This window comes from Flavobacterium pallidum (assembly GCF_003097535.1).
Taxonomy (GTDB): Bacteria; Bacteroidota; Bacteroidia; order Flavobacteriales; family Flavobacteriaceae; genus Flavobacterium; species Flavobacterium pallidum.
The window spans coordinates 638,768-658,066 of record NZ_CP029187.1 but is presented as its reverse complement, the minus strand read 5'-3'; the positions used below and the strand labels follow the sequence as shown (position 1 = coordinate 658,066).

Sequence of the window (19,299 nt, the reverse complement as noted above, 5' to 3'; positions counted from 1 at the left end):
CTTTTTCTCTTTTTACCACTTGGCATAATGTGACGTTTTGGTGATTAATAAAATTATTTTGCTTCGTTGTTGGTTTTTACTCCTTCTACAAACACTTTTGCAGGTTTGAAAGCAGGAATATTGTGTGCAGGGATTTTAATTGTAGTGTTTTTGGAAATGTTTCTTCCTGTTTTCTCAGCTCTTGTCTTGATGATAAAACTTCCGAAACCTCTAAGGTAAACGTTGTCTCCAGTTTCAAGTGAATTCTTTACCTCTTCCATGAATGTTTCAACAGTGGCCTGAACGTCTCCTTTTTCAAGGCCCAATTTTTCTGAAATCTTCGCTACGATATCTGCTTTCGTCATTTTCTTTCTTATTTAGAATGTGTAATATTTTTTGAGGTTGCAAATATACGAATTTAAAAAACAATTAATCAACGATAAAAGATTAAAATTTAATTACATAAACTTTATTTTTGCTCACGAAATTTTAATTATGGTTTTTTCTAAGTTATTAATCCAATGGTATTTACAGCATAAACGTGATTTGCCGTGGAGAAATACGCAAAATCCCTACCACATCTGGCTGTCTGAAATCATGCTGCAGCAAACGCGCGTCGCACAGGGAATGCCGTATTTTTATGCATTTACCGAAGCTTTTCCGACGGTTTTTGACCTTGCTAACGCCTCCGAGGAACAGGTTTTGAAGCTCTGGCAAGGCCTCGGATATTATTCCCGCGCCCGAAACCTGCACAAAACGGCACAAATTGTCGCTTTTGAAATGAACGGCAGGTTTCCGGAAAATTACATCGATTTGCTCCAACTCAAAGGGGTCGGGGAGTACACCGCCGCCGCCATCGCCTCGTTTTCCTATAATGAGGCGGTTCCGGTTGTCGACGGGAATGTGTTCCGGGTTTTGGCGCGTTATTTCGATATTGATACCGATATCGCTTCCGCAGATGCTAAAAAGTCGTTCCAAAAACTGGCATCGGAACTCATGCCGAAAGAAAGCCCGGCGATGTTCAACCAGGCCATCATGGAATTCGGTGCCCTGCAATGTGTCCCGAAAAATCCGGATTGCTCCGTTTGTGTGATGAACCAAAGCTGCGCCGCTTTGCAAAAAGGGAAAGTGAACCTGCTTCCGGTAAAATCTAAAAAAGCAAAAGCCAAAAACCGCTTCTTCCATTATCTTGTAGCAGAAGATGATCTCAGGAATACCGTCGTTATAAGAAGGTCCGGAAAAGGAATCTGGCACGGCTTGTATGAATTTCCGGTCATTGAAACGGAAACGGAAGAAAATATGGAATTCATTGCTGCGAAAGTACTTTCTGAAAATCCATTCGGGAATAATGTTGTTTCTATTTCCGAAATGAATTCGAAAACCATCATCCATAAACTCACGCACCAGCACCTTCACATTAAATTCTGGAAAGTTAAAGTAAACGACTTACTGCAAAACGGCATCGATTATGACACTTTGAAAACCTTCCCGTTTCCAATCGTCATTTACAACTTTATAGATAATGATTTTTCGGAGTAAGTTAAAAATGTTATATTTGATTTAAATACCAACCAGATGAACTCGACCTTAAATAAAGTAATGCTGATCGGCCATCTTGGTGACGAAGTGAAAATGCATTACTTCAAGGCAGATTCCTGCATCGGCAGGTTTCCGCTTGCGACCAACGAAACCTATATCAATAAGGAGACCGGCGAGAAAGTAACCTCGACCGAGTGGCACAATATCGTGGTGCGCAACAAGGCCGCCGAATTATGCGAAAAATACCTTTCAAAAGGCGATAAGATATATATTGAAGGCAGGATCAAATCACGCCAGTGGCAGGCCGAAGACGGTTCGACAAAATACACCACCGAAATCCAGGCCGTCGATTTTACGTTCCTGAGCACCAAAAAAGAATCTGAAGTAAACCGCAACCATCCGGGAGAATCCCGCAGTTCAGGTTATGAGCAGCAGGCGGCACCCGAGAATGATCTGCCGTTTTGATTGTTTAACCAACTGACCTGAATTTGGACCCCGAACCCCCCGGTTTAGCACATTTTGACACCAATCTTTTATTGGGTTTCGCAGGAATTTTCGTCCTGCTATTCTGCACGGCAATAGTTTCCGGCGCTGAAGTCGCTTTTTTCTCACTGTCACAAAATGATCTTGATGATGCGTCAGCCAAAAATCCCGACAGGGCACGGCTGATTGCAAAGCTTCTGGAAAAACCGAAGAAATTGCTTGCGACATTGGTTGTCGCGAATAATTTCATCAATATCGGGGTAGTCATTTTGTTTTCATATATCGGACACAGTTTGTTTGATGCCATTGCGTCGAAAGCGCTGAAATTTGTCGTGGATGTGGTTTTCGTGACGTTCCTGATTTTGCTTTTCGGTGAAGTGTTGCCTAAAGTGTATGCGAACCGTAACAATGTGAAATTTGCGTTGTGGATTGCGCGCCCGGTATTTGTTTTGGATAAATTGCTGTCGCCGATCAGTTTGCCGATGCGTTCGGTGACCATATATTTGCAGGAAAAATTAGGCAAGCAGAAATCTAATTTTTCGGTAGACCAATTGTCACAGGCCCTGGAATTGACTTCATCTGAAGAAACTTCAACAGAAGAGCAGAAAATCCTTGAAGGCATCGTTTCTTTCGGAAATACGGACACAAAGCAGGTAATGAGCCCGAGAATTGATATTTTTGCTTTGGAAATTGAAGCGTCATTTTCAGAAGTGCTTTCGAAGATTACAGAAAAAGGCTTTTCGCGGATTCCGGTGTATCGCGACAATATTGACCAGATAGAAGGCGTTTTGTTCGTGAAAGACATCATTCCGCATATTGACGCGAAGGATTTTGACTGGACGGCGTTGCTGAGAAAACCTTTTTTCGTGCCCGAAAATAAGAAGCTCGACAACCTGCTGAAGGATTTTCAAAGCATGAAAAGCCATTTGGCCATTGTGGTGGATGAATATGGCGGCACTTCAGGACTGGTGTCTTTAGAAGATATTATTGAGGAAATCGTGGGCGATATCAGCGATGAATTTGATGATGAGAATATCAACTATTCGCAGATCGACGAAAAGAATTTCCTTTTTGAGGGCAAGATCTACCTGAAGGATTTTTACCGCATCGTGGACGTTGATGAGGAAATTTTTGAAGAGCGAAAAGGCGAAGCGGAGACTTTGGCGGGATTGATATTGGAAATTTTAGGGAATTTCCCGAAGAAAGGACAGAAAATCCATTGCGGAAGTTATTTGTTTACGATCGAATCGGTGGACAAGAAACGGATACGGCAGGTGAAAGTGACGCTGGAATAAGATTGGAGGAGGAGCACTAGCCCGGATGGAAGCGAAAATCCTTTTTATTTTTTCTTTAAAAATAAAAAGATTACCTTCAGTCAGTTCGCTACGCTCGGGTGCAGCGGACAGCCGGATCAGCTCCTGAAAATGCAAATTATGATTTTGAGAAAATATATACCTTTTTTGTTTGTCGCACCGCTGTTGGTGCTGATTGTGGGCTGTAAGGAAGATGTGTTGCCGAAACCGGCGGCGCAATTGCGGCTGGATTATCCTGTTGCGGAATACGCGCATTTTGAAAATGAGTGCCCGTTTACGTTTGACATGAATTCGGAGGCCATTATCAAAGGCAAGCCGGGCTGTAATTTTGAGATTACGTACCCGAAGATGAAAGCGACGATTTACATCAGTTATAAACCAGTGCAGGGCAATGTGAATGCGTTGCTGAAGGATGCGCAGGAGCTGACTTACAAGCACGTCGTGAAAGCGGACGATATTACCGAACAGCCTTTCCTGAATAAAGACAGTCGCGTTTACGGAATGTTTTATAATGTAAACGGGAACGCTGCGACGAACGGGCAATTTTATGTCACGGACAGCACGAAGCATTTTATCGATTGCTCGGTGTATTTTTATGCAAAACCAAATTTTGATTCGGTGATGCCGGCGGCGAGTTATATCAAGAACGACATGCGGCGGATTATGGAAACGATCCGGTGGAAGAAATAAAAAAAGGAACCAATTTGGTTCCTTTTTTGTTTGTATTTTGATTACATTTTTCCGCCTTCGGAGCAATGTTTCTTAGCAGCGCAGCAGCCTGGCTTAGCACCTGCTTTGTCTTTGTCGCAGGCTTTTGCTTCTTTTTCTGTGGTTTCTGCCTTTTTAGCTTTTTTGGAAGCTTTTGTTTTTTTAGGTTTTTCCTGGTCGCCTTTGAAAAGCATCGCGTGGTCTGCGGTTGATTTTATATCTGAGACCTTATAAGTTTTACCGTCCGCAACAGATTCCACTTTGTCAGCCAGTTTTTGTGGCGTTTGCAAGGCATTGTCATATTCTACGGTGGCAGTTTTCTTTTCAAAATCCACTTTGGCGGTTTTCACGCCTTCCATCGCAGAAAGCTCCTTTTCGATTTTTGAAGCACACATCACGGCACAACTCATGCCTTCGATCTTGAAACTGGCGGTTTCCATTTTCCCGGTAACGGCTGCTTCGGTTTTTTCAATTGTTGCAGTAGCGTCTTTTGCGGGTGTTGCGGCTTCTGAAGCATTTTGTTTGCAAGCCGTGAAAAGCATGGCGGCTAAAGCCAGGGAAAGGATTGATTTCGTGATTTTCATATTTTAAAATTAAAGATTGATAATTAAAAATTGGTTTACAAAACTAATAAAAAAGTTCCTGAATCCATTTAAATATCAGAATTTTAGGACTTCAAAACAAACGCCATGAAACCAACCAATACGAAATGGATTTTCCTGTTCATTTTAGCCCTGATCTGGGGCAGTTCCTTCATACTGATACTGAAAGGACTTGATGGATTGACACCCATACAGCTAGGCGCGTTGCGGATTGCGTTTGCAGGCGTTTTTACTTTGCTGATCGGGTTCAGGAAATTGTCGCAGATTCCGAGGAACCAATGGAAAATCATTGCGTTGACAGGTTTATTGGGGAATTTTTTTCCGGCATTCCTTTTTGCGATGGGCGAAACAAAAATCAACAGCTCGGTGAGTGCAGTACTGAATTCGCTGACACCGTTGAATACACTGATGCTGGGCCTGCTCGTTTTCGGGTTTCATTATCATAAGAGACAGATATTAGGCGTGTTTGTGGGTTTTTTGGGAAGCTGCCTGTTGGTTTTTTGCGGCAATGCGGAACATGGGGAAAGCAATTATTCCTATGCGATACTTCTGGTCGTTGCGACGATGTGTTATGGGACGAATGTAAATTTGGTGAAGAAATATCTGTCGAACCTGAATCCGTTGACGATTGCTGCCGGAAATTTTGCCGTGATGATTGTACCGGCATTTTTGATTTTGGGCTTTACGGGTTTCTTTGATATTATACATCAGGCGGAAGTCAGTAAAGCGGCGGTATATGTGATGATATTAGGCGTGATGGGAACTGGTGTGTCGAACATTTTGTTTTACAGGCTGATACAGATTTCGTCGCCAGTTTTTGCTACTTCAGTGACTTATCTTATTCCGATTGTGGCGTTCTTCTGGGGCTTTTTGAATGACGAGCGGTTGACGATGGTTCAGATTTTAGGTGGTTTGGTCATTTTGGCTGGGGTTTATTTGTCTTCTAAAAAATAGAGGATTGCGTTAATCAAGTGAAATTTATGTTGATATAAATTTAACAGATGGTATGCTTTTTGCGCAACATCATGTTTTAGGAAATTTGTATTTTACCTTCGGGGAAGGGGCGATACCATCCCTAATCGATTTCAGAATTTTTCCGGTACGGAAAAGCCATAGCATTTGTTAAATTTTTTTAGCATTATAAGGATTAATATTTTCGTGTTGCTATTGCTATAAAATAAAAAAGGCCACCTTTTCAGGCAGCCTTTTTCATTTGGATATTCGGGATTATTGGAAATCAGCGTCGGTTACCCCTTCGTTGATTTTAATATCGGTGAATTTGATGTCCAGTTCGATACCTACATTTTTAACGATATTGAATGGGAATTTCAAACCTTTCACATCCTTATAGTCATTGAAATAGGTCATAAGCGTCATTTTCTGGCCTTCATTTTCCTGCGTTTTAGCTTCGGCAACTTTCAATCCTGATTTTAGGTCATAATAGTAAACGGTATCAGCATTGGCTTGTAGCGCATAAGCATCATTGCCGTTGATTGGCTCAATTCCGGTAAGTTTTGGCTCAGCGCTTGTAAGCAATGTCAACTCCTCAAATGGAACAGCACTTGCTTTTGCATCCTTGAATTCATCAGCTTCCATAGCCATTTTCTGGCCTTGCTGTACCTGGTATCCTTCTTTGTCGCCAACAACCTGTTTCATGATGCTCATAGGGCCCATGGCCAATTCCACACTCGATTTTCCTTTTACGTCCACTTTCAGGGTGAAAGCCAATGGTGATGGTGCTCCAGGAAGCTCGGTAGTACCGGTCATTAAAACGGTTTTTACTGCTTTAGCCGCTTTTTCGCCACCAATAGCTTTGATATAATTGTCCAAAACTGTTTTTGTAGTCACGCCTGCAGGGACTTCTTTTTTAGAAGCCGGCTTGTCGGTCTTGTTTCCGTATTTGTCGAAATAAAGGATCGGCATCTTCAATTTTTCCAATCCCGGAAGTACATCGGAGCCTTTACCTACAATGATGACACGCATGTTATCGGCAAGGAAATATTTATTGGCTACACGCATCACATCATCAGCAGTAACTGCGTTGATGTTCTTGATGTAGTTTTCGTAGAAATCATCAGGAAGTCCTTGTGTACGCGTCCTCAGAGCATAAGTTGCGATGGTTTGCGGCTTTTCAACCTGCATTACGAAACGGCCTACGTATCCTGCTTTAACGTTAGAAAGCATTTCGTCAGAAACTTTCTCTGTACGGATTCTCTTGATTTCCTTGAACATTTCAACCACAGTACTGTCGGTAACCGCATTTCTTACTTGTGTAGAAGCTTCGAAATTGCTTACATATTTATCTCCGCCGATAGCAGATCTTGCGCCGTAAGTCCAGCCATGCGCCTCACGAAGGTTCATGTTGATGTAGCTGTTGAAGTCACCGCCAAGGATTTGGTTCGCTACGATTACCGCGAAGTAATCAGGATCAGTCATTTTAAGGTTTGAGATGTTGATGGCAGCCACTTCTGATTGTACTGCATTTGGCATATCCACGAAGTTGATTTGTGAATATTGTACATCTTTAGGGTCTGTATAGCTGATAGAAGGTGCAGTAGCCGCTTTCCATGATCCGAAAAGTTTCTCCACGGTTTTCTTTACGTCTTTCAGTTTTACATCGCCAACGATCACAAGATAAGCATTGCCCGGCACGAAATACGTGTTGTAATTCTGCTTTACATCGGCAAGGGTTACATTGTTTAAGGTTTCCTCGCTCAGGTATTCCCCGGACGGGTGGCTTTTACCATAAGTCAAAACGCCTTTTACGCGCTCAGCGACAGCAGGTACGCTTTTCTCGTCAGACTTCAGTCCTTCGATGATTTTAGCTTTTTGCTTGTCGAATTCCTCTTGTGTGAAATTTGGGTTCAAAGCACCGTCAGCCATCAGTTCCAAAACCCTTCCGGCGTACTTGGACAATGAGCTTGCGAAAGCACCGCTGGCACCAAAACTTACGTTAGCACCAAGAAAATCGATTTCCTCGTTGAATGCGTCTTTTGAAATTTTTGTAGTTCCTTCACCGATCAAAGCGCTGGCCATATCGGCAACACCTTTTTTATTTCCTTCTGCGTATGGTGCATTATCGATGCTTAAGCTGAAAGAAACGCGTGGCAGTTTGTGGTTTTCCACGACCATTACCTTCAGTCCGTTTTTCAACTCAAAAGTTTCAGGCTTGTTGATCTTGATTGACGGCGATGGTCCCGGTTTTGGCTGTGGTATGATTTGTCCTTGCATAATAAAAGTTAAGAGCAAGCTTGATAATATAAATACTTTTTTCATAATCGTCTTAATTTTGCGCTTTGTCTTTAGATGGAACATAATTCAAAACCAGCCTTTGGTTAGGATTCAGGTATTTTTTGGCAACATCCCTGATTTCCTCACGGGTAATGGAGTTGTAAATATCCTTTTCAGTATTGATGAGGTTCACGTCACCATATAACAGGTAATACGTTGCCAGGTTGTCGGCGATGCCTTCAACGCTTGAATTGCCGTTAACGTATTGGTTTTCGTATTTGTTCTTCAGTTTCGTAAGATCTTTTTCAGAAATCAGTTCTGTCTGTAGTTTTATAATCTCTTCATCCATTTCTTTCAGAATGTCTTCAGTGGTGTGTGGTGCCTGTGGCAATCCGTAAAGGATGTAAGTGCCGTAATCTTCCTGGCTGTAGCTGAAAGCGCCTACCTGAAGTGCGGTTTTATTATCGTCGACGATTTTTTTGTACAATCTTGAGCTTTTTCCATCGCTCAGAATTCCTGAGATGAAATCCAAAACGCGTGCATCACGGGTTTTCATTGAAGGGGTTCTGTAAGCCGTAACAATCATCGGGATCTGGATGTTTGGGTCCTCGAAAGTATCGGTGATGGTTTTTGTAATCGGAGCTTCCGTAAATGTTTGTCTTGTGATAGCAGGTCCCTTAGGAATCCTTCCGAAATATTGCTGGATCCATTTTTTAGTCTGCTCTTTATTGCTGATGTCTCCCGCAACGACCAAAACGGCATTGTTCGGGATGTAGAATTTCTTGTTGAAAGCCTGGAACTCCTCCAGTTTTGCAGCATCAAGGTGGTCCATTGAGCCGATGGTGGTCCAACGGTAAGGGTGGTTCTTGAACATGTTCTTCTTTACCACAGGAATCAATTGTCCGTATGGGCTGTTATCATAACGAAGCCTTTTTTCTTCTTTTACAACTTCATTCTGCGTATCCACACCGATTTGGTTGATCACCGGGTGAAGCAATCTTTCAGATTCCATCCAAAGCCCTAATTCGGTATTGTTTGAAGGGAAAACTTCGAAGTAATACGTCCTGTCTTCAGTGGTGTTGGCATTGTTGGTCCCGCCATTTGAGGTGACGATCTTGAACCATTCGCCGCGTTTGATGTTTTCAGTGCCTTCGAATAAAAGGTGTTCGAAGAAGTGGGCAAAACCGGTTCTTTCCGGATTTTCGTCTTTTGCGCCTACGTGGTACATTACCGAAGTGATGATTACCGGAGCCGACGGGTCGTTGTGCAGGATGACGTGCATGCCGTTGTCCAAATTGTATTCTTCGAAAGCCACGTTCTGGGCTGAAGCAATACCTCCAAGCATAAGTGCACCACTTAGAGCCATCAATGAGTTTTTCATAAGTTAATATTTTGTTTGATTTTCGCTATTGGTATTATTACCGAATTATTTGTTACGCCAAATTTACTTTTTTTTACGGATTTACAATGTTGATGATTTGTAAACTTAAGTGGAGATTCATGAATTGCGCTCTCAACGCCTAGCCCCGATTGCAGCGATATCCTTTTTTACCTGGACAGATTGTGATTCAAAGTCAGTGCGTGATAGCAAAAAGATATAGCGGAAAGCGGGATTAAGCTCCCGAATAAATTTTGATTATGAATTTCAAATTATGATAGGACTCCGTAATTCATAATTCATAATTTGAAATTTTTTTCGCATGGTGTTGCATGAGTGAATATTAGTCGTATATTTGCAACCTTAAAATTAATAAACCAATTTGTTATGTATGCAATCGTAGAGATAGCAGGGCAACAGTTTAAAGTAAGCAAAGACCTTAAGGTTTATGTTCACAGGCTGTCTGATGATGAAGGTGCTTCCGTATCATTCGGGAAAGTACTTTTGTTGGATGACAACGGAACAATCACCTTGGGCGCCCCGGCTATAGAAGGTGCTTCAGTAGAAGCCAAAGTGTTATCACACTTAAAAGGAGAAAAAGTAATCGTTTTCAAGAAGAAAAGAAGAAAAGGTTACAAGAAGAAAAACGGTCACCGTCAGTCATTGACGCAGATCCAGATCTCGGGAATCACTTTTGGTGCTCCTAAGAAGAAAGCTGCTGCGAAGAAAGAAACTGCAACCGAGGAGACCACAACTGAAGAAAATAATTAATTTTTAAAAGTATAACGTCATGGCTCACAAAAAAGGTGTCGGTAGTTCCAAGAACGGTAGGGAATCAGAATCGAAACGTCTAGGCGTGAAGATTTATGGTGGCCAGGCTGCGATCGCAGGGAACATCATCGTAAGACAAAGAGGTTCTAAGCACAATCCGGGCGCTAATGTGTACATCAGCAAAGATCACACATTGCACGCTAGGGTGGACGGGATTGTAAAATTCCAGAAAAAAGGAGACAATAAATCATATGTTTCTATCCTTCCATTCGAAGTTGAAGCTTAAGAATTACAAAACAAGCATAGGAAAACCCATTTCGAGAGAAGTGGGTTTTTTGTTTTTAGCTGTAACGTCTTCTTCTTTTGTCTTGACCAGAGGCGTAGCCGACTGAGCGTAGCTAAACAAAAGAAGCAATAATTATTCATGCGTTAATATTTTCATAGGTATTCATGAATCTTCGATGTCAAGCCGACCTCTTCTGGCTTCGCCCAGTTCGGCCGTTGGCCTAGGGTCGGCGACCTGCTATTCCTCGATTCCTAAATTAAACAAACTCGCTGCGCTCAAACAATGTTTAATTTTTTGCTTCGCCAGTTCGCTGCGCTCGTGTCGGAATCTTCGAAATGCAGGTGCCCGCCTGCGAAGCGGAGGGCGGAGCGACATGCAAAGAAATACGTTGTGTAATTTTAAATGAACAACCCCTCACTACATCATAAATATCATTCGTTAATTATCTCATTTTCTAATTGCCAAATTACCTAATTAAAAAACCCCCACTTTGCAGCGAGGGTTTTCCTATAACCTTACAGTCTTAAAATCCAAAGACTAGTATCTGTAATACTCCGGCTTAAACGGCCCTTCCACACCAACACCAATATAAGCAGCCTGGTCTTCTCTCAAAGTTTCCAGCTCAACGCCTAATTTGGCAAGGTGCAGCGCCGCTACTTTTTCATCTAAATGCTTAGGAAGCATATAAACCTCATTGTTGTAGTTCGCACTGTTTTTCCACAATTCAATTTGCGCCAGAGTCTGGTTTGTAAATGAATTACTCATTACAAAACTCGGGTGACCTGTAGCACAACCAAGATTTACCAAACGACCTTCCGCCAGAATGATAATGTCTTTTCCTGTAATCGTATATTTATCAACCTGTGGCTTGATTTCCACTTTAGATGCGCCATGGTTTTTGTTTAACCATGCCATGTCGATCTCATTGTCAAAGTGACCGATGTTACAAACGATAGCTTTGTCTTTCATCTGCTCGAAATGGCTACCCAAAACGATATCCTTGTTTCCTGTAGTCGTGATGATGATATCAGCATTGGCAATAACAGTATTCAGTTTTTTCACTTCAAAACCATCCATTGCAGCCTGTAAAGCACAGATTGGGTCGATTTCAGTAACTGTTACGATAGAACCCGCACCACGGAAAGAAGCCGCAGTACCTTTACCAACATCGCCATAACCACAAACGACAACGCGTTTTCCGGCAAGCATCAAGTCAGTTGCACGACGGATCGCATCAACAGCAGATTCCTTGCAACCGTATTTGTTATCAAATTTAGACTTGGTCACCGAATCATTCACATTGATTGCCGGCATCACCAAAGTCCCGTTTTTCATTCTTTCATAAAGTCTGTGAACACCAGTCGTGGTCTCTTCAGACAAACCTCTGATTCCATCAACCAATTCCGGGTAACGGTCAAAAACCATGTTCGTCAAATCGCCACCATCATCAAGGATCATGTTCAACGGCTGACGGTCTTCTCCAAAGAATAATGTCTGCTCGATACACCAGTCAAACGATTCCTCATCAAGACCTTTCCATGCATACACCTGGATTCCCGCAGCAGCAATCGCAGCAGCAGCCTGATCCTGGGTAGAGAAAATGTTACATGATGACCAGGTCACTTCAGCGCCCAAAGCGATTAATGTTTCAATCAAAACCGCAGTCTGGATTGTCATGTGTAAGCAACCAGCAATACGCGCGCCTTTCAACGGCTGTTCATCCTTGTATTCCGCGCGAAGTGCCATCAATCCCGGCATTTCGGCCTCAGCCAGTTCAATCTCTTTTCTTCCCCACGCAGCCAGGGAAATGTCTTTTACTTTGTAAGCCACAAAAGGCATCGTTGTCGTACTCATTTATATTATATTTGTAAGTGTAAAAATTTCAGGCGCAAAATTACGGAATTACTTTTTATTTAAAAGGATTTCCATCAGAATTATAAATTCACTTTCGCTGTAAGTTTTTGAGTATTAATCGGATAATATTTTTCAGGAGCCAATCCCGCTGTCCGCTATATCTTTTCCCTGCTAAAGGAGCAGGAAAAAGGATGCCGCCTCCATCGGGGCTAGGGCTTCCACGATAAATTAACGATTTCGTTCGTAATTCCTAATTCCTAATTTGTAATTCATACAGTGCCGCTCCACAAAACCATAAATTGCTTCCCCGACACGCAAATCCTGCTCTGGAACATCACCGAGACCGCCGAAATGCTGTCCGAAGGATTGCACCTGACACAAAGAAGCCTCGATCGTCTGCGCAACATGAAATCCGATGCGCACCGTTGTGGTTTCCTGAGCGTTCGCCAGCTCTTGCTTTCTTTGGGCTACCAGGATTCAGATTTGTATTACGATGAATTCGGTAAGCCACATTTAACCGATGGAAAGCACATTTCCATTTCGCATTCATATGAATATTCCGCCATCATCATCAGTGACCGCATCACCGGAGTCGACCTGGAACTTCGGCGCGACAAGATTGCCATCATCGCCGATAAATTCATTGAGCCCTCTTTTATTCTTGATAAAAACGATCCCGATTACATCAGTAAACTCACCGTGAATTGGGGCGTAAAAGAAGCCGTTTTTAAAATCCGGAATGAAAAAGGCATCAGTTTCAAAGACCATATCGATGTAAAATTATTCGAAATGTCTGATAAGAAAACCACAGCCACATTGCATTTCAATAATCTTCAAAGACAGTTCGATGTCTATTTTGAGGAAATCGCGGAATACACCATCGTTTACCTTTTCGAGCGCCATTAACATGGGAAACATTTACAATGCCATCCTATCGGCTAAAAAAGAAAGCGGCAAGCTACTCGCCATTTTACTCGATCCAGACAAAATCGACTGGGACGCACTGGAACTTTTGGCCCAAAAGATAAATATATCCCCGGCAACCCATATTTTCATCGGCGGAAGCCATGTTTCCACGAACCGCATCTGCGAACTGGTTTTGCATTTCAAAAAAGAGAGCCATCTGCCCGTCATCCTTTTCCCCGGAAATCCATCGCAAATTTCCGATAAAGCGGACGCGATACTTTTTCTTTCATTATTATCAGGCCGCAACCCCGATTTCCTGATTGGTCACCATGTAGATGCCGCACCGATATTGACACAGACAAACCTGGAAATCATCCCGACCGGCTACATTCTGATTGAAAGCGGTAGTGAAACTGCAGTGGCAAGAGTCAGCAAAACTGAGCCATTGTCAATATCGGATATTGACAAAATCGTCCACACCGCTGTAGCAGGACAAATGCTCGGCAACAAACTCATTTACCTCGAAGCCGGAAGCGGAGCCAAAAACGCCGTGCCTTTCGAAATCATTAAAACGGTTTCAGAAAGCATCAAAATCCCATTAATCGTTGGCGGTGGCATACGTACCAAACAGGGTATTGAAACAGCCTTCGAAAATGGCGCAGATCTGGTCGTCATCGGAACCGCATTTGAAAACGACATCCACTTTTTTGAAAATTGAACCATGACCGATTTCTTCCTTGATTATTATAAAACCATCCCTGCCTGGCAAACTGCTTTGGAATTTGTTGTTTTTGTATTCGGAATTTTAAGTGTTTGGTTTGCCAAAAAGGAAAACATCTGGGTCTATCCAACCGGTCTTATTGCCACGATCATCACCTCTTACCTGCTTTATGTTGCGGGTTACATCGGCGACATGTCGGTCAATATTTATTTTACCGTCATGAGTTTTTACGGCTGGTACAATTGGGCAAAAAGCGGTGATAATAAGCAAAACCTCCCCATCACCAGAACCAATCGTAAAGAAAAATTAACAGGCATCCTGCTGTTTTTTATCACAATTTTTGTAGTTTACGCCCTCTATAAAATTTTCGACCAGCAAATCAATACTGACAATTACGTCGATATTTTTGCCTCCGGGCTGTTCTTCACCGGCATGTGGTACATGGCCAAAAAGAAAATAGAGAACTGGACACTGTGGATTATCGGTGACATCATCGTCACGCCATTGTATGCCTACAGGGGATTGGGCATGCTGTCCTTACAATATTTAATTTTTACACTGCTGGCCATTTCGGCTTATTTAGAATGGAAGAGAATCTTAAGCAACAAGCTACAACAACTATAAAAATTGCACTTTTCGGACCTGAATCTACCGGGAAAACTACGCTTGCCAAACAATTAGCGACGCATTTCGAAACCGTTTGGGCACCTGAATTCGCCCGCGATTACCTGCAGCAGAAATGGGATTCCGAACAAAAAATATGTGAACCTGAAGACCTGTTACCCATTGCCATCGGTCAGGTAAAAGCCGAAAACGATGCCTTACTTACCGCCAATAAGTATTTGTTTTGCGATACCAATTTAATGGTCACCAAAGTCTTTTCAGAAATGTATTATAATTTCTGCGATCCGATGCTGGACAAAGCGGCACGCAAGCACAAATACGATCTATTTTTCCTGACTGATGTTGATATTGCGTGGGAAAAAGATGATTTGCGCGACCGCCCGCTGGACAGGAAAGGCACTTTCGACATTTTCCATAAGGCCCTGGTTGAAAATGAAAAGCCGTATATCATATTATCAGGAAATAAAAAACAAAGATTAGAAACCGCTGTTGCCATCCTTAAGGATTTCGAAAAAGCCCGCGAAATGGGGTTTTCATCCCAAGATTTCATCAAAATATACAAGCAGGGCATTTCTCCTTTTACGATAGAAAACCATATCGGAGTTTTTACAAAAGGAATCTCCAAGACCATTCTCGACAGGCCGGCAACCAAAGAAGACGGAATATTGCGCCTTACCGATGAAGAATACAGCAGATATGCCGATTACTTCGGGAAAATGCGTTCCAGATATAAACTGAAAAAGTTCGTTCCCGCATCAGGGGCTGCAAGCCGGATGTTCAAATTCCTGAACGAATTCCTGAATGAATTCCATATCGAGGAAGAAACCATCAATGCTTATATCAACCGGAAAAATGCCACTGCGTTGTCCGTATTCCTCGTCGGAATGGAGAAATTTCCTTTTTATGAGGAAATCAGCCTTTCACTACAGAAAAACTACTCCAATTTCAAGTCATTGAGCAAAGACCTTCGTGATTATTATTTCATTAAGGCGTTGCTGTCGTCGAAGCATTTTGATTTTGCCTCAAAACCAAAGGGGATTTTACCGTTCCACAAATACTCCACGCATATTGCCACGCCGGTACAGGAACATTTGTATGAAAGCTGCCTTTATGCGTGTGACGGTAACGTTTCAAACCTTCATTTCACTGTTTCTCCCGAGCATCAGTCTGCGTTTGAGGAAATTATTGCTGACATGAAAGATAAAATCGAGGCGCAGCATGGAAATCGGATCAATGTCAATTTCTCGTATCAGGATAAAGCAACGGATACATTGGCTGTTGATCCTGAAAATAACCCTTTCCGCGATGACAATGGGCAGTTGGTTTTCCGTCCGGGCGGACACGGAGCCTTGATCCAAAACCTGAATTCTCTCGATGCCGATATTGTCTTTATCAAGAATATCGACAATGTCATACAAAACCATATTGAGGAAATTGCCTTGTATAAAAAAGCCCTGGCAGGCGTGATGATTGAACTCCAGCAAAAAATATACGGGTATCTTGACAGGATGGAATCCGGAAATATGGGAGAAAAGGACATTCCTGAAATCATTGCTTTCGCCAAAGAAAAACTCAACATTAATATTATAGAGGATTTCGAAAAATATACATTAAACAACAAACAGGAATACCTAAAGGAAATCCTGAATCGCCCGATCCGCATCTGTGGCATGGTAAAAAACGAAGGCGAACCCGGAGGCGGCCCATTCTGGGTGTTGGATAAAAAAGGGACTATTTCATTGCAAATTGTGGAATCATCACAAGTTGACCTGCAAAATCCTGCACAACTTGAAATCCTTAAAAGCGCCACACATTTCAATCCGGTGGACCTGGTCTGCGGATTGAAGGATCATAAAGGAAAGAAATTCGACCTGCTGCAATTTATTGATCAGAACAGCGGTTTCATCGTGGAGAAAAATAAAAATGGCCGCCCATTAAAAGCGTATGAACTGCCCGGACTCTGGAACGGCGCGATGGCAAGGTGGATTACGGTTTTCGTACAAGTGCCGTTGGTGACCTTCAATCCCGTGAAAACCGTCAATGATTTGCTCAAACCATTGCACCAGCCACAATAATGGATGCTGAAAAAATCATAACGGAACTGCATTACAAAGCCGTCCGAAGCAGTGGTGCAGGCGGGCAAAATGTCAATAAAGTATCGTCAAAAGTGGTGCTGACATTTGACCTTCCCGCTTCCGAAGCACTTTCTGAAGAGGAGAAAGCCCTTGCTGTACAAAATCTGGCAGCAAGACTTACCACTGAAAACATCCTGATACTGAATTGTGACGAAGACCGCAGCCAGCTCAAGAACAAGGACATCGTCACCAAAAGATTCCTTGACATCATTACCAAAGCACTTGTTGTCCTTAAAAAACGCAAACCAACCAAAGTCCCTCGTTCGGTGATTGAAAAACGCATTAAGGAAAAACGAAACCAGTCGGAGATTAAGCAATCAAGGCAGAAACCGAAACTTTGAATAATTATGAATTGCGACATAAAAAAAACATTCGTAATTCGTAATTAAAAACTATATTTGCGCGTCTCAAAGGGGTGCTCTACCAAGGGCTGAGATTATACCCAATGAACCTGGGCGGGTAATGCCGCTAAGGGAAAAGTGACACAGAGTGCACGCTGTCGTCACAGGATTCAATTTATTATTAACGAAGAATAATTGCCCCTTTTATTCGTAACATTTTACGAATGAAAACTTTATTTTATTTTCTTGGGCGTGCCGGCTCCGCTGCACTACGCCGTCGGGCTTTACGCGGTGCGCGGCACCTTGCTTCAATCCCTCACGCGGTCCCGTGTTCCATCGCGTTGCTGCTTTTTTCAGGAACGCTGCTCGCGCAGGAAACATCCCAGGACTCGACCAAAACAAACCAACTCGATGAAGTCCTCGTGTCTGCCGTCCGTGCTACATCCAAAACGCCGGTCACCTTCAGCAATCTCGGTAAAGAAGAAATCAAATCCCGGAACCTGGGCCAGGATATTCCCATCCTGATGAATTTCCTGCCGTCGGTCGTTACCACTTCTGATGCCGGAAATGGCGTGGGTTATACCGGAATCCGTGTTCGCGGTAGTGATGCCACCCGCGTAAATGTCACCATCAACGGAATCCCGTACAACGATTCCGAAAGCCACGGCACTTTCTGGGTCAACATGCCCGATTTTGCTTCTTCCGTAGAAAGCCTGCAATTGCAGCGTGGCGTAGGAACATCAACGAACGGCGCGGGTGCTTTCGGAGCCAGCCTGAATCTTTTAACGGACAGCTTCGCTAAGGAAGCCAATGGCGAAATCTCGAATTCGTTCGGAAGTTTCAATACAAGGAAACATACCGTGAAATTTAGTTCCGGTCTTTTAAACAAAGGTTTTGAATTGGCAGGAAGGCTTTCTGTAATCCATTCCGACGGTTTTGTCGATCGTGCTGCGGCCGATTTAAAATCGTATTTCCTTCAGGGGACTTATGTGGGTAAAACAACCTTGATCAAGGCGCTCGTCTTTGGCGGCAGCGAAAAAACATATCAGTCCTGGAACGGTATTGATGCAGCAACGATTTTCATCAGTCCGACATTCAATTCGGCGGGAATTTACACAGACGAATTCGGACAAACGCGTTTCTACGATAATGAAACCGACAATTATTTCCAGAACCATTACCAATTGCATTGGAACGAAAGGCTGTCTGACCATTGGAAATTGAACACGGCTTTGCATTATACAAAAGGGAAAGGTTATTACGAAAATTATAAAGAAGATGCCGATTTCGGGGATTATGGATTAATTCCTGTCGGCACAGCAGTTTCAACAGATCTGGTACGCCAAAAATGGCTCGACAATGATTTTTACGGCATGACATTTTCCGGAAATTATACTTCGGAAAAACTCGAAGTGATTATTGGCGGTGGCTGGAATCGTTATGAAGGCGACCACTTCGGAAAAGTCATCTGGGCGCGTTTTGCTTCTCAAAGTGAACTCGGGGATCATTATTATGACGATTACGCAGTAAAAACCGATGCCAATATTTTTGCGAAAGCGAATTATAAATTATCGACGACATGGAGCCTGTTTGGAGACCTCCAATACCGCAACGTGAATTACCAAGCGAATGGCGTACAGGCAGATTTTGTAGACGATACTTTTGATTTCATAAACCCAAAAGCGGGAATCACCTACGATTTGAATAAATCCAATGCCTTTTATTTTTCTTATGCCAAGGCGCAGCGCGAACCTAACCGCACCGATTATGAAAGCGGCAATGCGCGCCCGGAGAAACTCAATGATTTTGAATTAGGATGGAGAAATACTTCAGACAAACTGAAAATCAACGCCAACGTATATTATATGGCGTATAAAGATCAGCTTATTCTTACCGGAAACCTTGACGATGTCGGTAACCCAATCCGTTCTAACAGTGAGAAAAGCTACCGTCTGGGGTTTGAAGCCGATGTGACTTATGCTATTTTTAAACAACTTATTATCCGTCCAAACTTTACAATAAGCATGAACAAAAATGTCGATTTGGCTGTTGCCGGAGAAAATTACGGAACCCGTGATATCGCTTATTCACCATCGGTAATTGCCGGAAATATTCTGGTTTTCAAACCAATTGCTAACCTCCAGGCGTCACTGCTTTCTAAATTTGTAGGGGAACAATTCATGAACAACATCGAATCGCCGGAAGCCAGAATTTTAGATTATTGTGTAAATGACTTCAATGTGTCTTATGAATTTAAACCAAAAACCATTTTCAAAAGCATCGCCATAAATGGATTGGTCAATAATATTTTCGATAGAAAGTATGTGTCAAACGGTTATATGTATGATGTCTATCCATATTATTATCCGCAGGCGAGAACCAATTTCCTTGTCGGACTGACATTAAAATTCTAAGCAATAAAAACCGG

The 19,299-nt window shown here is 42.7% G+C and carries 18 protein-coding genes; 13 read left to right on the top strand and 5 right to left on the bottom strand.

Features of this window, described 5'->3' with window-relative positions; all coding sequences use genetic code 11:
• Positions 1-53: 53 nt before the first annotated feature.
• Positions 54-344, bottom strand: coding sequence for an HU family DNA-binding protein (locus HYN49_RS02615; protein ID WP_108369649.1), 291 nt, complete (start codon positions 342-344; stop codon positions 54-56).
• 130 nt (positions 345-474) lie between these two features.
• Between HYN49_RS02615 and mutY the strand changes: the two genes are divergently transcribed.
• From mutY to gldD, 4 genes are all read left to right on the top strand, one after another.
• Positions 475-1,518 (top strand): A/G-specific adenine glycosylase, encoded by a 1,044-nt coding sequence (mutY, locus tag HYN49_RS02610; protein WP_108902667.1) that lies wholly within the window; start codon positions 475-477, stop codon positions 1,516-1,518.
• 36 nt (positions 1,519-1,554) lie between these two features.
• Positions 1,555-1,983 (top strand): single-stranded DNA-binding protein, encoded by a 429-nt coding sequence (locus HYN49_RS02605; protein ID WP_108902666.1) that lies wholly within the window; start codon positions 1,555-1,557, stop codon positions 1,981-1,983.
• A 23-nt stretch (positions 1,984-2,006) separates the two neighbouring features.
• Positions 2,007-3,296, top strand: coding sequence for a gliding motility-associated protein GldE (gene gldE / locus HYN49_RS02600; RefSeq protein WP_108902665.1), 1,290 nt, complete (start codon positions 2,007-2,009; stop codon positions 3,294-3,296).
• A 138-nt stretch (positions 3,297-3,434) separates the two neighbouring features.
• Positions 3,435-4,004: a gliding motility lipoprotein GldD gene (gene gldD / locus HYN49_RS02595; RefSeq protein ID WP_108902664.1), complete on the top strand. Its 570-nt coding sequence runs from the start codon at positions 3,435-3,437 to the stop codon at positions 4,002-4,004.
• A gap of 41 nt (positions 4,005-4,045) precedes the next feature.
• Here gldD and HYN49_RS02590 read toward each other — a convergent pair whose 3' ends face one another.
• The gene (locus tag HYN49_RS02590) at positions 4,046-4,606 is read right to left on the bottom strand and encodes a heavy-metal-associated domain-containing protein (protein ID WP_108902663.1); all 561 of its coding nucleotides are present in this window, start codon (positions 4,604-4,606) and stop codon (positions 4,046-4,048) included.
• Positions 4,607-4,711: 105 nt separating this feature from the next.
• On the opposite strand from HYN49_RS02590, the gene HYN49_RS02585 reads away from it, so the two are divergent.
• A complete protein-coding gene (locus HYN49_RS02585) occupies positions 4,712-5,578 on the top strand; it encodes a DMT family transporter (RefSeq protein ID WP_108902662.1) in 867 nt (288 codons plus the stop codon).
• Positions 5,579-5,851: 273 nt separating this feature from the next.
• Here the strand turns inward: HYN49_RS02585 and HYN49_RS02580 are convergent, their stop codons facing one another.
• Both HYN49_RS02580 and HYN49_RS02575 read right to left on the bottom strand, forming a co-directional pair.
• Positions 5,852-7,855, bottom strand: a complete 2,004-nt coding sequence (locus HYN49_RS02580) for a M16 family metallopeptidase (protein ID WP_108902661.1) — start codon at positions 7,853-7,855, stop codon at positions 5,852-5,854.
• A 52-nt stretch (positions 7,856-7,907) separates the two neighbouring features.
• Positions 7,908-9,236 (bottom strand): M16 family metallopeptidase, encoded by a 1,329-nt coding sequence (locus HYN49_RS02575; protein WP_108902660.1) that lies wholly within the window; start codon positions 9,234-9,236, stop codon positions 7,908-7,910.
• A gap of 384 nt (positions 9,237-9,620) precedes the next feature.
• Here HYN49_RS02575 and rplU point away from each other — a divergent pair, with 384 nt between their 5' ends.
• Together rplU and rpmA are read left to right on the top strand one after the other, a co-directional pair.
• On the top strand, positions 9,621-10,004 hold the full coding sequence (rplU, locus tag HYN49_RS02570; RefSeq protein WP_108902659.1) for a 50S ribosomal protein L21: 384 nt from the start codon (positions 9,621-9,623) through the stop codon (positions 10,002-10,004).
• A 19-nt stretch (positions 10,005-10,023) separates the two neighbouring features.
• The gene (gene rpmA, locus HYN49_RS02565) at positions 10,024-10,290 is read left to right on the top strand and encodes a 50S ribosomal protein L27 (RefSeq protein ID WP_108902658.1); all 267 of its coding nucleotides are present in this window, start codon (positions 10,024-10,026) and stop codon (positions 10,288-10,290) included.
• A 537-nt stretch (positions 10,291-10,827) separates the two neighbouring features.
• On the opposite strand, the gene ahcY is transcribed toward rpmA, so the two are convergent.
• The gene (gene ahcY / locus HYN49_RS02560; protein ID WP_108902657.1) at positions 10,828-12,144 is read right to left on the bottom strand and encodes an adenosylhomocysteinase; all 1,317 of its coding nucleotides are present in this window, start codon (positions 12,142-12,144) and stop codon (positions 10,828-10,830) included.
• 276 nt (positions 12,145-12,420) lie between these two features.
• On the opposite strand from ahcY, the gene HYN49_RS02555 reads away from it, so the two are divergent.
• From HYN49_RS02555 to HYN49_RS02530, 6 genes are all read left to right on the top strand, one after another.
• Positions 12,421-13,050, top strand: coding sequence for a 4'-phosphopantetheinyl transferase family protein (locus HYN49_RS02555; protein ID WP_108902656.1), 630 nt, complete (start codon positions 12,421-12,423; stop codon positions 13,048-13,050).
• Position 13,051: 1 nt separating this feature from the next.
• Positions 13,052-13,768, top strand: coding sequence for a geranylgeranylglyceryl/heptaprenylglyceryl phosphate synthase (locus HYN49_RS02550; protein WP_108902655.1), 717 nt, complete (start codon positions 13,052-13,054; stop codon positions 13,766-13,768).
• 3 nt (positions 13,769-13,771) lie between these two features.
• Positions 13,772-14,395: a nicotinamide riboside transporter PnuC gene (gene pnuC, locus HYN49_RS02545; protein ID WP_108902654.1), complete on the top strand. Its 624-nt coding sequence runs from the start codon at positions 13,772-13,774 to the stop codon at positions 14,393-14,395.
• Entirely contained in the window at positions 14,356-16,470 is a 2,115-nt protein-coding gene (locus HYN49_RS02540; protein WP_108902653.1) for a DUF4301 family protein, read from the top strand. The genes pnuC and HYN49_RS02540 overlap by 40 nt, the downstream gene beginning before the upstream one ends.
• Positions 16,470-16,871, top strand: coding sequence for an alternative ribosome rescue aminoacyl-tRNA hydrolase ArfB (gene arfB / locus HYN49_RS02535; protein WP_108902652.1), 402 nt, complete (start codon positions 16,470-16,472; stop codon positions 16,869-16,871). The genes HYN49_RS02540 and arfB overlap by 1 nt, the downstream gene beginning before the upstream one ends.
• Before the next feature lie 224 nt (positions 16,872-17,095).
• Positions 17,096-19,285, top strand: coding sequence for a TonB-dependent receptor (locus HYN49_RS02530; RefSeq protein WP_108902651.1), 2,190 nt, complete (start codon positions 17,096-17,098; stop codon positions 19,283-19,285).
• Positions 19,286-19,299: the final 14 nt, after the last annotated feature.